The organism is Streptomyces sp. NPDC046831 (genome assembly GCF_040645305.1).
Lineage (GTDB): Bacteria > Actinomycetota > Actinomycetes > Streptomycetales > Streptomycetaceae > Streptomyces.
The window spans coordinates 78,203-92,883 of the sequence record NZ_JBEYXZ010000010.1; the positions used below are offsets into that span (position 1 = coordinate 78,203).

11 protein-coding genes are annotated in these 14,681 nt (G+C 73.6%); 6 read left to right on the forward strand and 5 right to left on the reverse strand.

Annotated features, from left to right (window positions below):
- Positions 1-411: 411 nt before the first annotated feature.
- Positions 412-2,043: a CDP-alcohol phosphatidyltransferase gene (locus tag ABZ920_RS11885; protein WP_361502297.1), complete on the forward strand. Its 1,632-nt coding sequence runs from the start codon at positions 412-414 to the stop codon at positions 2,041-2,043.
- Positions 2,044-2,278: 235 nt separating this feature from the next.
- Here the strand turns inward: ABZ920_RS11885 and dusB are convergent, their stop codons facing one another.
- On the reverse strand, positions 2,279-3,436 hold the full coding sequence (gene dusB, locus ABZ920_RS11890; protein ID WP_361502065.1) for a tRNA dihydrouridine synthase DusB: 1,158 nt from the start codon (positions 3,434-3,436) through the stop codon (positions 2,279-2,281).
- Between the two features lie 219 nt (positions 3,437-3,655).
- Here dusB and ABZ920_RS11895 point away from each other — a divergent pair, with 219 nt between their 5' ends.
- Positions 3,656-5,104, forward strand: a complete 1,449-nt coding sequence (locus tag ABZ920_RS11895; RefSeq protein WP_361502068.1) for an MFS transporter — start codon at positions 3,656-3,658, stop codon at positions 5,102-5,104.
- Between the two features lie 423 nt (positions 5,105-5,527).
- Here ABZ920_RS11895 and ABZ920_RS11900 read toward each other — a convergent pair whose 3' ends face one another.
- The gene (locus tag ABZ920_RS11900) at positions 5,528-6,430 is read right to left on the reverse strand and encodes a helix-turn-helix transcriptional regulator (RefSeq protein ID WP_361502071.1); all 903 of its coding nucleotides are present in this window, start codon (positions 6,428-6,430) and stop codon (positions 5,528-5,530) included.
- Positions 6,431-6,570: 140 nt separating this feature from the next.
- On the opposite strand from ABZ920_RS11900, the gene ABZ920_RS11905 reads away from it, so the two are divergent.
- Positions 6,571-7,983 (forward strand): MFS transporter, encoded by a 1,413-nt coding sequence (locus ABZ920_RS11905; protein WP_361502300.1) that lies wholly within the window; start codon positions 6,571-6,573, stop codon positions 7,981-7,983.
- 181 nt (positions 7,984-8,164) lie between these two features.
- On the opposite strand, the gene ABZ920_RS11910 is transcribed toward ABZ920_RS11905, so the two are convergent.
- The 3 genes from ABZ920_RS11910 to ABZ920_RS11920 form a co-directional block, all read right to left on the reverse strand.
- Entirely contained in the window at positions 8,165-8,752 is a 588-nt protein-coding gene (locus ABZ920_RS11910; RefSeq protein ID WP_361502074.1) for a TetR family transcriptional regulator, read from the reverse strand.
- 295 nt (positions 8,753-9,047) lie between these two features.
- On the reverse strand, positions 9,048-10,055 hold the full coding sequence (locus tag ABZ920_RS11915; protein WP_361502077.1) for an aldo/keto reductase: 1,008 nt from the start codon (positions 10,053-10,055) through the stop codon (positions 9,048-9,050).
- Between the two features lie 328 nt (positions 10,056-10,383).
- Complete coding sequence (locus tag ABZ920_RS11920; protein WP_361502080.1) at positions 10,384-11,766, reverse strand: glycine--tRNA ligase; 1,383 nt, start codon at positions 11,764-11,766, stop codon at positions 10,384-10,386.
- 184 nt (positions 11,767-11,950) lie between these two features.
- On the opposite strand from ABZ920_RS11920, the gene ABZ920_RS11925 reads away from it, so the two are divergent.
- The 3 genes from ABZ920_RS11925 to ABZ920_RS11935 are packed head-to-tail and all read left to right on the forward strand — an operon-like array spanning position 11,951 to position 14,654.
- A complete protein-coding gene (locus tag ABZ920_RS11925) occupies positions 11,951-12,952 on the forward strand; it encodes a zinc ABC transporter substrate-binding protein (protein ID WP_361502083.1) in 1,002 nt (333 codons plus the stop codon).
- A 32-nt stretch (positions 12,953-12,984) separates the two neighbouring features.
- On the forward strand, positions 12,985-13,752 hold the full coding sequence (locus ABZ920_RS11930; protein WP_361502303.1) for a metal ABC transporter ATP-binding protein: 768 nt from the start codon (positions 12,985-12,987) through the stop codon (positions 13,750-13,752).
- Positions 13,752-14,654: a metal ABC transporter permease gene (locus ABZ920_RS11935; RefSeq protein WP_361502086.1), complete on the forward strand. Its 903-nt coding sequence runs from the start codon at positions 13,752-13,754 to the stop codon at positions 14,652-14,654. The genes ABZ920_RS11930 and ABZ920_RS11935 overlap by 1 nt, the downstream gene beginning before the upstream one ends.
- Positions 14,655-14,681 lie beyond the last annotated feature (27 nt).

A 14,681-nucleotide genomic window follows, 5' to 3' on the forward strand; every position in this document is an offset into this window, starting at 1 on the left:
GAGCCCCGGACGCACGGGGCGACGGACGTCCCCGCGGGCGGGGAAGCCGCGGCCGCCGCTCCTGCCCCGGACGAGACCGCCGCGGACGCCGCTGCCCCCAAGGAGCCCACGGCCGCGACCGCCACGACCACCGCCAGCCCCACGGACAGCCACACCTCGTCCACCGAGTCGCCCCCGGCCACCGGCTCCCTCTCGGGCGAAGACACCGGCTCCCGTGTCGGTGGTGGGGAAGCCGGCGCCGGGTCCTCACCGGGCGAGGGCACCGACGCTCCCGGAGGCGGGGACGTCGCCGGGGCCGCGGCAGGCGGGCCGGCCGGGGCACCCGCCCGCACGGCCCTCGCGCGCCGGGCCGGCGCCCTGCGGCTGCCGCCCGTCCGGCGGGCCTGGCGACGATGGCGGGGTGGCCATCCCGTGGCCGCCCGGTACGTCTCGCACGGGGTGACCGTCCTCGCCGTCGCCCTGCTCCTCGCCGCCCTGCTGCTGCCGAACAAGAGCGGGCAGTTCCGTCTCGCGGCGTTCACCCGCCTCCCGGTGGAGGGGCTGCTCCTCGCGGCCGTGCTGACGGCGCTGCCGCGCCGGCCGCGGGTGGCCGCAGCGGTCCTCGGCGGGATGGCGATCGGCGTGCTCACCGTGCTGAACCTGACCGACATCGGCTTCAACGAGTACCTGGGCCGCAGCTTCAACGTCGTCCTGGACTGGCAGTTGCTGGACGACGCCCAGTCGTACGTCGGGGACACGATGGGCCGGACGACGGCCCGGCTCGCCCCCGTCGGTGTCGTCCTCCTCGTGCTCGCGCTGTGCGCGGTGACGGCCCTGGCGGCGGTCCGCCTCGGCACCGTCCTCGGCCGCGACACCGGCCGTTCGACCCGTGTGCTGCTCGTCGCCAGCGTGGTCTGGATGACCTGCGCGGCGCTGGACCTGCGGGTCTCCGGCATACCGGTGGCCTCCGAGCACGCCGTGGCGATGGCCAGGTACCGCGCGGTGGCGGTGCGCACGACGATCCGGGACGAGCGGGCGTTCGCCAAGGAGGTCAAGGCCGACGCCTTCGGCGCGACCCCCGGCAGCCAGCTGGTGCCCGACCTGCGCGGCAAGGACATGATCTTCACGTTCATCGAGAGCTACGGCCGCAGCGCGATCGAGGACCCGGTCATGGCCCCCGGTGTCGACAGGACGCTCGCGACGAGCACCGAGGCCCTGGCGAAGGCGGGCTTCCACGCGAAGAGCGGCTGGCTGACGTCGGCCACCTACGGCGGCAGCAGCTGGCTCGGTCACTCCACCTTCCTGTCGGGCCTGTGGGTCGACAACCAGAACCGCTACCGCACGGTGACCGCGGGCGATCACCTCACGCTGACCAAGGCGTTCCGGAAGACCGGCGCCTGGGACACGGTCGGCATCATGCCGGGCGTGCAGAAGGGCTGGCCGGAGGCGAAGTTCCACGGCCTCGACAAGGTCTACAACGCCTTCCAGATGGGCTACCGGGGCCCGAAGTTCAGCTGGTCGACCATGCCCGACCAGTACGCGCTGGAGGCCTTCCAGCGTCTGGAGCACGGCCGGCAGCGCGACAAGCCGCTGATGTCGGAGATCATCCTGACCTCCAGCCACCAGCCCTGGGCGCCGGTCCCGAAGATGGTCGACTGGGACCGGATCGGGGACGGCTCGGTGTTCAAGGGGATCGAGGCGGCGGGCACCAGGCCGGAGGAGGTGCTGACGAACCCGACCCGTTCGCGGCAGGAGTACGGCAGGTCGATCCAGTACTCGGTGACCGCGCTGACCCAGTGGCTGGAGCGTTACGGGACCGACGACACCGTGCTGGTGTTCCTCGGCGACCACCAGCCCATCGCGCGGGTCAGCGGCGACCACGCCAGCCGGGACGTGCCGTGCGCGATCGTCGCGAAGGACCCGAAGGTGCTGGACCGGATCGCCGGCTGGGGCTGGTCGGACGGGCTGCGGCCCGCCCACGACGCGCCGGTGTGGAAGATGAGCTCCTTCCGCGACCGCTTCCTGACGGCGTACGGCTCGACCCCCCACCCGTCGGGCCGCTGACCGGCCCGGCGCGCCCCCGGACGGCGGCCGGCGTCCCCCGTCGCCCGGGGGACGCCGGCCGAGTGCCGGCGGGGACGGCCGCCGTGGAGCAGGTGCGCCGGCGGGACGGCCGCAGTACCGCTGCGGAGCCCATGCGCCGGCGGAACGGCCGCTGTACCACTGTGGAGCGGGTGCGGCGGCGGGACTCCGGGACGAGCGCAGTGCGATCCGGGGCGAGCGCGGAGGCGCGGCGGGCTCAGCCTCCCGAGGTGTCCAGCTCGGCGTCCTCGCCGATGCCCGCGCAGTCGTAGGGGTCCTTCAGCCAGCCGTCCGGCAGGACCACGCGGTTGTTGCCGGACGTGCGGCCGCGCGGCCCGTCGGCGCCCGCGGCCGGCCAGGGCTGGTCGAGGTCCAGCTCGTCCAGGCCGGACCGCAGCTCGGCCGGCGAGGACGTGATCGCGAGCCGCTTGCGCATCTCGGAGCCGACCGAGAAGCCCTTCAGGTACCAGGCGACGTGCTTGCGGAAGTCCACCACGCCCCGGGACTCGTCGCCGAGCCACTCGCCGAGCAGCCCGGCGTGCCGGACCATCACGTCCGCGACCTCGCGCAGCGACGGCCGGGCGACGTCGGCGTCGCGGCCCTCGAAGGCGGCCACCAGGTCCGCGAACAGCCACGGCCGTCCGAGGCAGCCGCGGCCGACGACCACGCCGTCGCAACCGGTCTCGCGCACCATGCGCACGGCGTCCTGGGCCGACCAGATGTCGCCGTTGCCGAGCACCGGGATCTCCGGCACGTGCTCCTTCAGGCGGGCGATCGCCTCCCAGTCCGCCGTGCCGCCGTAGTGCTGGGCGGCCGTGCGGCCGTGCAGCGCGATCGCCGTCACGCCCTCCTCGACGGCGATCCGGCCGGCGTCGAGGTAGGTGATGTGGTCGTCGTCGATGCCCTTGCGCATCTTCATCGTGACCGGCAGATCGCCGGCCCCGGCGACCGCCTCGCGCAGGATCGCGCGCAGCAGGTTCCGCTTGTACGGCAGCGCGGAGCCGCCGCCCTTGCGGGTGACCTTCGGCACCGGGCAGCCGAAGTTGAGGTCGATGTGGTCGGCGAGGTCCTCCTCCGCGATCATGCGGACGGCCTTGCCGACGGTCGCCGGGTCGACGCCGTACAGCTGGATCGAGCGCGGTTTCTCGGTCGCGTCGAAGTGGATCAGCTGCATGGTCTTCTCGTTGCGCTCGACCAGGGCGCGGGTGGTGATCATCTCGCTGACGAACAGTCCCTTGCCGCCGCTGAACTCCCGGCACAGGGTGCGGAAGGGTGCGTTGGTGATCCCGGCCATCGGTGCGAGCACGACGGGCGGCTGCACCGTGTGGGGGCCGATCTGCAACGGGGACACGGGCGTGGAGGACGGCGTGGACATGGCTCCATTGTCCCGTACGCGCGACCGTGCTCGCCCCGCCTGTGGACAAACCCGGGGCGGTGCTCGCCCCGGCCTGTGGACGAACCCGCGGGACCACCGGGCGACGGCCGGGGCGACATCCCGTGACCGCCCGGACCACCACGGCCACCCGCCAGATCCGCCAGATCATGTATTGGTCATTAGTTAGCCGCACTATCGATGAGCGCTAGCATGGAGGGCATGCCCGAGCTCAGTCACCGCCGGCGTCTGCTGGTGCTCGCGATCTGCTGCATGAGCCTGCTGATCGTGAGCCTCGACAACACCGCCCTGAACGTCGCCCTGCCGTCGATGCAGCACGACCTGCACGCCAGTACGTCCGGTCTGCAGTGGGCGGTCGACGCCTACACGCTGGTGCTGGCCTCGCTGCTGATGCTCTCGGGGTCCACGGCCGACCGGATCGGCCGCAAGCGGGTCTTCATGACAGGCCTGGTGATCTTCACCCTGGGCTCGCTGCTGTGCTCCCTGGCGCCCAGCCTGGAACTGCTGGTGGTCTTCCGCATGGTGCAGGCCGTCGGCGGCTCCATGCTGAACCCGGTCGCCATGTCGATCATCACCAACACCTTCACCGAACCCCGCGAACGCGCCCGCGCGATCGGCGCGTGGGGAGCCGTGGTCGGCATATCGATGGCCGCGGGGCCGCTGGTCGGCGGGCTGCTCGTGGAGGCCGTGGACTGGCGCGCGATCTTCTGGGTCAACCTCCCGGTCGGCCTGGCCGCCCTCCTGCTGACCCTGCGGTTCGTCCCCGAGTCCCGGGCGCCCCGGGCCCGCCGCCCCGACCCGGTCGGCCAGGTGCTGGTGATCGCCCTGTTCGGCTCGCTGACGTACGCGATCATCGAGGCGCCGGACGCCGGCCTGACCACCGTCCTGCCGTTCGCGGCCATCGCTCTGGCCGCCCTGCTCGCCCTCCTGCGGTACGAGCCGCGCCGCGCCGAACCCCTGATCGACCTGCGCTTCTTCCGGTCGGCGCCGTTCAGCGGGGCCACGGTCATCGCGGTCAGCGCGTTCGCGGCGCTGGGCGGATTCCTGTTCCTGTCGACCCTGTACCTGCAGAACGTGCGCGGACTGAGCGCCCTGCACGCGGGTCTGTGGATGCTGCCGATGGCGGTGCCGGCGTTTCTGTTCGCGCCGCTGTCCGGCCGCCTGGTCGGCAGCCGGGGGCCGCGTCTGCCGCTCGTTCTCGCGGGCTGCGCGATGACCCTGAGCGGGGTGCTCTTCGCGGCCTTCGAGGCGGAGACGTCGAACGTCACCCTCTTCATCGGGTACCTGCTGTTCGGTGTCGGCTTCGGCTTCGTCAACGCCCCGATCACGAACACGGCGGTGTCCGGCATGCCGCGCGCCCAGGCCGGCGTGGCCGCCGCCGTCGCCTCGACCAGCCGGCAGCTCGGTCAGACGCTCGGCGTCGCGGTCATCGGCGCGCTGCTCGCCTCCGGCGTGGGCTCGTCGCCGTACCGGGACGCGTTCGTCTCGGCGGCGCGGCCGGGCTGGTGGGTCCTCACGGCGTGCGGCGCCGCGGTGCTGACGCTGGGCGCGGTCACCTCCGGCCGGTGGGCCCGGCGCACCGCCGAGCGGACCGCCGAGCGGCTGGAGGAGAAGGAGGCCCGGCCGACCGCGAACGTCACCGCCGCCTGACGCCCACCGGGCGGGCCGCGCCCCACGACCGGCCGCCTGCACACGACCGGCCTTCCGCCCGCAGCCGACCGGCCGGCCGGCACGGCCCCGCGCACGACCGGCAGCCCTGACCCGGCCGGGCCGCTCCCTGCCCAGGACCGGCCCGCGCCCGGCCGACCCCCGCGCACGGCCGGTGGCCCAGCGGCGCCCTGCCGTCCCCTGCCTCCTGTGCCCGCCCTGCCGTAACCGGCCGACGACCGGCCGGCCCCCGCGCACGACCGGGCCCGTCCCAACACCCCGGGCGCCCCCCCGGCGCGCCCGACCCCCCGGTCCGACGGCCTACGACGGACCGGTCCCGGCGCGGCTCCCGCCGGCCCCGGCCCCCGGTCGGCTCACGGCCGGGCGGCATGGTCGGCTCACGGCCGCCGGTCGGCGCCGGGCCCGTCAGGTCCGCCGCTCCAGCGCGATCGCGTGCAGCTTCTCCAGCCGTGCCCGGGTCTCCTCGTCCGCCGGGACGTACGTCACCATCCGGGGACCCAGTCCGGGGCTCAGCCACAGGTCGGTGTGATCGACCACGAGGCGGCCGACGTGGCGGTTGATGATCTCCTTGCGCTTGGTGCGGTGGGCGACCACCTCGTGCCGGTCCCAGTCCTCGCAGAACGCCGGGGACTCCGTGCGCAGCCGCTTCAGCAGCGTCTTCCACGCGGGTTCGGCGAGGTGGCCGGCCATCGCGGCGCGGAAGCGGGCGGCCATCGTCCGCGTGGCCTCCTCCAGGTGCACGATCGAGGAGCGCCACTCCTCGTGCGTGTACGACAGCAGCAGGCAGTTGCGGTCCCCGGGCGGCACCGCGTCCAGGTCGCACAGCAGCAGGGAGTAGGCGCTGTTGTAGGCGAGGATGTCGTACCGGCTGTTCTGCAGGGCGGCGGGGAACGGCTCGACCTGCTCCAGCAGCGCCCGCAGCGCCGGGGTCACCGACGGGCAGACCGTGGCCGGGGAGGGGTCGGGGGCGCCCGCCAGCTGGAACAGGTGGGCCCGCTCGCTGGGGTCGAGCAGCAGCGTACGGGCGAGGGCGTCGAGCACCTGCCCGGAGACCTGGATGTCCCGGGCCTGTTCGAGCCACGTGTACCAGGTGACGCCGACCGCGGAGAGCTGAGCGACCTCCTCGCGGCGCAGACCCGGCGTGCGCCGCCGGTGCCCGCGGGGCAGGCCCACCTGCTCGGGGGCGATGTGCTCACGGCGGTGGCGCAGGAAGGCGGCGAGTTCGTGCCGCCGGATCTCGGCTTCCGCCGTCCGGGGCGGGGGCGGCGGCGTCGCGGGGACCGGGGTTCGACGGGCCAGGGTCGTCATGTCTCCAGCCTGCCGCCGCCGGCAGCCTGTTTCCAGGTGGTTCCACTACCAGGACAAGGGCTCTCTGGTACCCGTCTCGGCGCGGGCGCAGGCTCGGTGCCGTGACGACCGAAACCACCCCTTCCCCTACCGCCCGCCCCCTGGGCGCCGCCCCGGCCCCAACCGGGGGACCGCCCGCGCTCGGCGGCCCCGGCCTGTTCACGGTGCTGCTGGGCGCGGCACTGCCCCTGGTCGACTTCTTCATCGTCAACGTCGCCCTGCCCACCATCGGCCGGGACCTGCACGCGGGCGCGGCCGTCCTGGAACTCGTCGTCGCCGGCTACGGAGTGGCGTACGCCGTGCTGCTGGTCCTCGGCGGCCGCCTCGGCGACCTATTCGGCCGGCGCCGTCTCTTCCTCGGCGGTATGGCCGCCTTCGGCCTGACGTCGCTGGCGTGCGGGCTCGCGCCGGGCGCCTGGCCGCTGGTCGCGGCACGCGTGGCGCAGGGCGCCTCCGCCGCGGCGATGCTGCCGCAGGTGCTCGCGACGATCCAGGCGGCCACGTCGGGACCGCGCCGGGCGCGGGCGATGGGCCTGTACGGCGCGACCGCGGGCCTGTCCATGGTGGCCGGCCAGATCCTCGGCGGCGTCCTGGTCGCCGCGGACGTCGCGGGCACCGGCTGGCGCTCGGTGTTCCTGGTGAACGTGCCCGTCGTGGTCGCCGGCCTGGTGCTGGGGACGCGGACCGTTCCCGAGACCCGCTCCCCGCGTCCCGAGCCGGTGGACGGCGCCGGCACGGTGCTGCTCGCGGCGTCCCTGCTGGCGCTGCTGGTCCCGCTCACCGAGGGCCGCTCGGCGGGCCGGCCGGTGTGGATGCGGCTGTCGCTGGCCGCGTTCCCGTTCCTGGCGGCCTGGTTCTGGGCGGTGGAGCGGCGGGCGGACCGGCGGGGCCGTACGCCGCTGGTGCCGCCGAGCCTGTTCGCGCTGACCTCGCTGCGGCGCGGGCTGGTGCTGATCGTGCCGTTCTCCGTCGGCTTCAGCGGCTTCATGTTCGTCATCGCCGTGGCGCTGCAGCGCGGCGCCGGTCTCGGCCCGGTCCCGGCGGGTCTGGCGCTGGCGCCCATGGCCGTCGCCTTCTTCGCCGTGTCGCTCGCCGGGCCGCGGCTGGTCGCCCGGTGGGGCACGCGCGTGGTGACGGCGGGCGCGCTGGTGCAGGCGGTGGGCGTGGGGCTGCTGGCGCTGACCGCGTGGCGGGCCTGGCCCGGTCTGGGCGTCGTGGACCTGCTGCCCGGGACCGCGATCGCCGGTGCGGGTCAGGCCCTCCAGCTCCCCGTCCTCTTCCGGATCGTCCTGTCCGAGGTGCCGGCGGCGCGCGGCGGGGTGGGCAGCGGCGTCATGATCACCACCCAGCAGTCGTCGCTGGCGCTGGGCGTGGCGACGCTCGGCACGCTGTTCCTGTCCCTGGTGCCCGGCCTGGGGATGGGGGACGCGCTGGTGGTGACCCTGCTGGTCCAGCTGGCGGGCGTGGCGCTGACCGGGCTGCTGAGCCTGCGGCTGCCGCGCGTGATCGGCTAGGTCCTGGCGTGCGGATCGCCCGGCGCCGCGCAGACAGGCACCGCACCGGCAACCGGACCGCTCCGGACGGCCGGACCCGGCCACCGGCGCGTTCGGGCCGGCCGACGGTCCGGCCGCCGGGCCACCGGCGCGTTCGGGCCGCCCGTCGTGCCTGCACCCGGTCGCACGGGGCGGCCGGGTTTCAGGCCCGCAGCCCGCGCAGCACGAGCTCCACGACCGCGTCGAACTCCGCCTCGGCGTCCGGGCGCTGCCACTCGGCGGCGTGGCACGGGTCGTGGAAGCGGGTCGTGGCGTGGAAGAGGGCACCGGCGGTGGCGGCCGGGTCGGACGCGGCGAAGACGCCGGCGTCGGCGCCCGCCCGCACGATGCCGGTCAGCTGGGTGGTCAGCTCGGCGAGGTGCTCGCTCACCGCCGCGCCGCTCTCCTCGGTCAGCACCGAGTAGGTGGCGAACAGTTCGGGGTCCAGGCCCGCCTTGCGGCGCTTGGCGTGGAACAGCGCCCGGAGCCAGTCCCGCAGCCGTGCCTCCGGGTCGCGGTCCTCGGCGGCGATGCCGGCCAGCGCCTGAGACGTACGGTCCAGCCAGCGCTTGGTCACCGCCTCGCGCAGCGCCGCCTTGGTGCGGAAGTGGCGGTAGACACTGCCGTGGCTGACGCCGAGTGCGCGGGCCACGTCGACCACGGTCGCCTTCGCCGGGCCGTGGCGGCGCAGCACCTCCTCGGTCGCCTCGAGGATGCGCTCGGCGGTCAGGGTCTCGGTGCTCGGTGCCATGCCCTAGACCGTACCCGTGGCCGCCGGCGCCGGGACCGAAAGGTCCGGCGGGGTGCTCGCGGCGGCCGCTGCCGGCCGGCCGGAGGCGCGGACGCGGCACCGGCGCCGGCCGCGGCCGGACGGGCGGGAGCCGGACCGGCGGTCGGCCGAGGTGCGCGGCGATAGGCACCGCACGATCCCCGGCCTCCCCGAACCGGAACCGCCGTTGAGGATGATCATCCGAGTCGTCACCGCGCCACGGCAGGGCGCCTCGCCCGCGGTGCGGAACCGGATGTCGGCACCCGGCGCGCCGCCGCTAACGGCGTTCGCTGTCGAGGTGGGCCATCTGGGCCTGCGGGTAGCGCTCGCCCGCGGCGGCGTCCGCCGGGACCGCCTTCTCGATCGCCGCGAGCTCGGCCTCGTCCAGCGTCACGTCGAGCGCCGCCAGCGACTCCGCGAGCCGCTCCCGGGTGCGCGCCCCGATCAGCGGCACGATGTCCTCGCCCCGGGAGAGGACCCAGGCGATCGCGGTCTGCGCGACCGTGACGCCCTTGGCCTCGGCGATGGTGCGCAGCGCGTCGACGAGGTCGAGGTTGCGCTGGAGGTTGTCGCCCTGGAAGCGCGGCGAGTGGGCCCGGAAGTCGTTCGTGGCGAGCTGTCGGTCCCGGGCGAAGTGGCCGGAGATCAGGCCGCGGGAGAGCACGCCGTACGCGGTGATCGCGATGCCCAGTTCCCGGGTGGTCGGCAGGATCTCGTCCTCGATGCCGCGCGAGATCAGCGAGTACTCGATCTGCAGGTCCGAGATGGGCGCCGTCGCGGCGGCCCGGCGGACGGTGGCGGCGCCGGCCTCGCTCAGGCCGATGTGCCGCACGTGCCCCTTCTCCACCAGTTCGGCGATCGCGCCGACGGTCTCCTCGATCGGCACGTCGGGGTCGACCCGGGCGATGCGGTAGACGTCGATGTGGTCGACGCCGAGGCGCTGGAGCGAGTAGGCGGCGAAGTTCTTCACGGCGGCGGGGCGGCCGTCGTAGCCGTTCCAGTTGCCGTCCGGGTCGCGCAGGGCGCCGAACTTCACGCTGACCAGGGCCTGTTCGCGCCGGGCGGCGGGCGCGGTGCGCAGCGCCTCGCCGATCAGCATCTCGTTGTGGCCCATGGCGTAGAAGTCGCCGGTGTCGAGCAGGGTCACGCCGGCCTCCAGGGCGGCGTGGACGGTGGCGATCGACTCGGCCCGGTCCGCGTCGCCGTACAGCGCGGACATGCCCATGCAGCCGAGGCCGAGGGCGGAGACCTGGGGGCCGGTGGCGCCGAGGGTGCGGGTGTCCATGAGGGCTCCTTCATAGGGGTGCCTGACGGGTACCCACCCTTCCATGACAACTGACAGATTTCAATATCTGTCATTTGTCATCTGTCAGCCCACCCCGCGCACCCGGAACCCGGCACCTGCGCGCGCCCGTCGCGGCGCCCGCTCCCGCCGGTCCGGGCACGAACGCGACCCGGTCGGCCCGCCGCGGCACCCGGCGGACGGGTCCGGAAACGCCGAACGCCGGGCGGGCTGATTCGCTCAGCCCGCCCGGCGTTTCACCGACGGTGCCGCCCGGCCGGAGCCGGGGCCGGGAGCGCCGGCCTCGTGGACGGCGCTCCCCGGAGAGGACCTAGCAGCCGACCAGACGGGAGGCCAGGTAGCCCTCGATCTGGTCCAGCGACACGCGCTCCTGCTTCATCGAGTCACGCTCGCGGACGGTGACCGCGTTGTCCTCGAGCGTGTCGAAGTCGACGGTCACGCAGTACGGCGTGCCGATCTCGTCCTGGCGGCGGTAGCGGCGGCCGATGGCGCCGGCGTCGTCGAACTCGATGTTCCAGTGCTGGCGCAGCGCCTGGGCGAGGCCCTTGGCCTTCGGCGACAGCTCCGGGTTGCGGGACAGCGGGAGCACCGCGACCTTCACCGGGGCGAGGCGGTGGTCCAGGCGCAGCACGGTGCGCTTCTCCATCTTGCCCTTGGCGTTGGGCGCCTCGTCCTCGACGTAGGCGTCGAGCAGGAAGGCGAGCATCGCCCGGCCGACACCGGCCGCGGGCTCGATGACGTACGGCGTCCAGCGCTCGCCGGCCTCCTGGTCGAAGTAGGACAGGTCCTGGCCGGAGGCCTTGGCGTGGGCGCCGAGGTCGTAGTCGGTGCGGTTGGCGACACCCTCGAGCTCGCCCCACTCGCTGCCGCCGAAGTTGAAGCGGTACTCGATGTCGGCGGTGCGCTTGGAGTAGTGGGAGAGCTTCTCCTTCGGGTGCTCGTACCAGCGCATGTTCTCCTCACGCAGGCCCAGGCCGGTGTACCAGTTCCAGCGCTGCTCCATCCAGTACTCCTGCCACTTCTCGTCCTCGCCCGGCTTGACGAAGAACTCCATCTCCATCTGCTCGAACTCGCGGGTGCGGAAGATGAAGTTGCCGGGCGTGATCTCGTTGCGGAAGGACTTGCCCATCTGGGCGATGCCGAACGGGGGCTTGCGGCGCGAGGTGGTCTGCACCTGGGCGAAGTTGGTGAAGATGCCCTGGGCGGTCTCGGGGCGCAGGTAGGCGACGGAGCCGGAGTCCTGCGTCGGGCCGAGGTGGGTGGAGAGCAGGCCCGAGAACTGCTTGGGCTCGGTGAACTGGCCCTTGTTGCCGCAGTTGGGGCAGTTGACGTCGGCGAGGCCGTGCTCCGGGAGGCGGCCGTGCTTGGCCTCGTAGGCCTCCTCGAGGTGGTCGGCACGGAACCGCTTGTGGCAGGCGGTGCACTCGGTGAGCGGGTCCGTGAAGGTGGCGACGTGGCCGGAGGCGACCCAGACCTCGGGGGCCAGGATCACGGACGAGTCGATACCGACCACGTCCTCGCGCGACGTCACCATGTAGCGCCACCACTGGCGCTTGAGGTTCTCCTTGAGCTCGACACCCAGGGGGCCGTAGTCCCAGGCGGCACGCTGGCCGCCGTAGATCTCACTGCAGGGGAATACGAAGCCACGGCGCTTGCTCAGGCTGACGATGGTGTCGATCTTGTCGGCGGCCACGGTGCTCTCTTCATTACGACGACGGGCGAGGAAGCGAGACGCTTCAGAGCGAATGCTTCAGGGTACCGGCGGGGGCTCCCTCTCAATCAAATCGGTGCCGGTTAAGAGCCTCTTCGCCGCCGGTCGCGGGCCCCTGACCCCAGCTTGTTGACAACGGTTTCCATCTTCGCTGAAAATGACTGTCATGAACGTACGACGACGCCTCATGCCCGGGGCCGCGGTGGCGGTGGCCGCCGCCCTCGGACTCGGAGCCCTGTCCGCCTGCTCGGCCGGCCGGCCGGCGGACGGTGCGGGCGGCAGCGGCAGGTTCGACGTCGTCGCGTCGTTCTATCCGATGGCCTTCCTCGCCGAGCGGATCGGCGGGAGCCACGTCCACGTCACCAGTCTCACCGAACCCGGCCAGGAGCCGCACGACCTGGAGATGAGCGTCCAGCGGACGATCGAGCTGGAGAAGGCCGACGCGGTCCTCTACCTCAAGGGCCTGCAGCCCTCCGTCGACGACGCCGTCGCCCAGTCCGGGGTGCGGACGAAGATCGACGCCACCACCCTGACCTCGCTGGAGAAGCACGGCAACGAGGTCGGCGGCCACGCCGCCGAGCACGACGCCCACGACGGCGAGGAGACGCACGAGGACCCCGGCGGCCACCGGCACGAGGAGTCCGGCGCCGCGGACCCGCACCTCTGGCTCGACCCGGTGCGCTACGCCGAGGTCGCCCGGGGCGTCGGCGCGGCCTTCGAGAAGGCCGACCCACGGCACGCGGCCGACTACCGCAGGAACACCGCCGCGCTGACCGGGGAACTGGGCGCCCTGGACGACCGGTTCGAGACGGGTCTGGAGAACACGAGGACCAGGGTCTTCATCACCACCCACGCCGCCTTCGGCTACCTCGCCGAGCGCTACGGGCTGACCGAGGAGGCCGTCAACGGCCTGGACCCCGAGTCCGAGCCCAGCGCGGCGCGCGTGAAGGACCTGCAGGAGATCGCGAAGGCCGACGGTGTGACGACCGTCTTCTACGAGACGCTCGTCAGCGACCGGACCGCGCGGACCATCGCCGGCGACGCGCACCTGCGCACCGACGTCCTCGACCCGGTCGAGGGCATCACCGACCGATCCCGCGGCAGCGACTACTTCCAGGTCATGGAGGCCAACCTCCGGGCGCTGCGGAAGGCCCTGGGAGCCAAGTGACCGACACGCGAGTGACCGACACGGAGGACGCCATGGGCGAGCCCGTCATATCCCTGCGCGGCGTACGGGCCGAACTCGGCTCACGCCCCGTCCTGCGCGGCATCGACCTGGCCGTGCACCGCGGCGAGGTGGTCGCGCTGCTCGGCGCGAACGGCTCGGGCAAGTCGACGGCCGTGCGCAGCGTCATCGGCCAGGTGCCGGTCAGCGCCGGCGAGATCGAGCTGTTCGGCACCCCGCGGCGCCGCTTCCGCGACTGGGCGCGCGTGGGATACGTCCCGCAGCGCACGACCGCCGCCGCCGGGGTGCCGGCGACGGTGACCGAGATCGTCTCCTCGGGCCGCCTGTCACGCACCCGTTTCGGCCTCTTCCGCAAGGCCGACCGCGAGGCCGTGCGGCACGCGCTGGAACTGGTCGGGATGGCGGACCGGGCCAAGGACGCGGCGAACGCCCTCTCCGGCGGCCAGCAGCAGCGGGTGCTGATCGCCCGCGCGCTCGCCGCCCGGCCCGACCTGCTGATCATGGACGAGCCGATGGCGGGCGTCGACCTCGCCAGCCAGGAGGTGCTGGCGGGAACCCTGCGCGAGCAGGTGGCGGCCGGGACGACCGTGCTGCTGGTGCTGCACGAGCTGGGCCCCCTGGAGCCGCTGATCGACCGGGCCGTGGTCCTGCGCGACGGCTGCGTGGTGCACGACGGTCCGCCGCCGAAGGCCGTGGGCCAGCACGCCCTGCCCGGTCACGACCACGTCCACCCGCACGACGCCACGGGCGCCGCGCCGATCCGCACGGGACTGCTGAGCTGATGGAGTACCTGGACTATCCCTTCATGCAGCGGGCGTTGCTGGCCGCCGTCCTGGTCGGCATCACCGCGCCCGCCGTCGGCATCTACCTCGTGCAGCGCCGCCAGGCCCTGATGGGCGACGGCATCGGCCACGTGGCGATGACGGGCGTCGGCCTCGGCTTCCTGCTGTCCACCTCCCCGGTGTGGATGGCGACGGCCGTGTCCGTCCTCGGCTCGGTGCTCATGGAGCTGATCCGCTGGTACGGCAGGACGCGCGGCGACATAGCCCTGGCGATGCTCTTCTACGGCGGCATGGCCGGCGGCGTCATGTTCACCAACCTCGCGCCGGGCGGCTCGAACGCCAACCTGACGTCGTACCTCTTCGGGTCGCTGTCGACCGTGTCGGCGTCCGACGTGACGGCCATCTGCCTGCTGGCGGCCTTCGTCGTCCTGATCACCCTGGGGCTGCGCCGCCAGCTGTTCGCGGTCAGCCAGGACGAGGAGTTCGCCCGGGTGACGGGCCTGCCGGTGCGCGCCCTGAACCTGCTCACCGCCGTCACGGCCGCGGTGACCGTCACCGTCGCCATGCGCGTCGTCGGTCTGCTGCTGGTCAGCGCGCTGATGGTGGTCCCGGTGGCGGCCGCGCAGCAGCTGACGCGCAGCTTCGCGGCCACCTTCGCGATCGCCGTGGCCATCGGCGTGACCGTGACGATCGGCGGCACGATCACGTCGTACTACCAGTACGTGCCGCCCGGCGCGACGATCGTGCTGCTGACCATCGCGGCGTTCATCGCGCTCACCGCGCTGGCCACGCCGCTGGCCCGGCGGCGCGCCCGGGCGCTCGCCGCGGCACGGCCCGACGCCGACCCCACGGAGTGCGCGATTCCGGCCACGCGGGGGGCCGATGGGGACGTCGGCGTCTGACCGCGTGCGGTCCGGACTGGCACAATG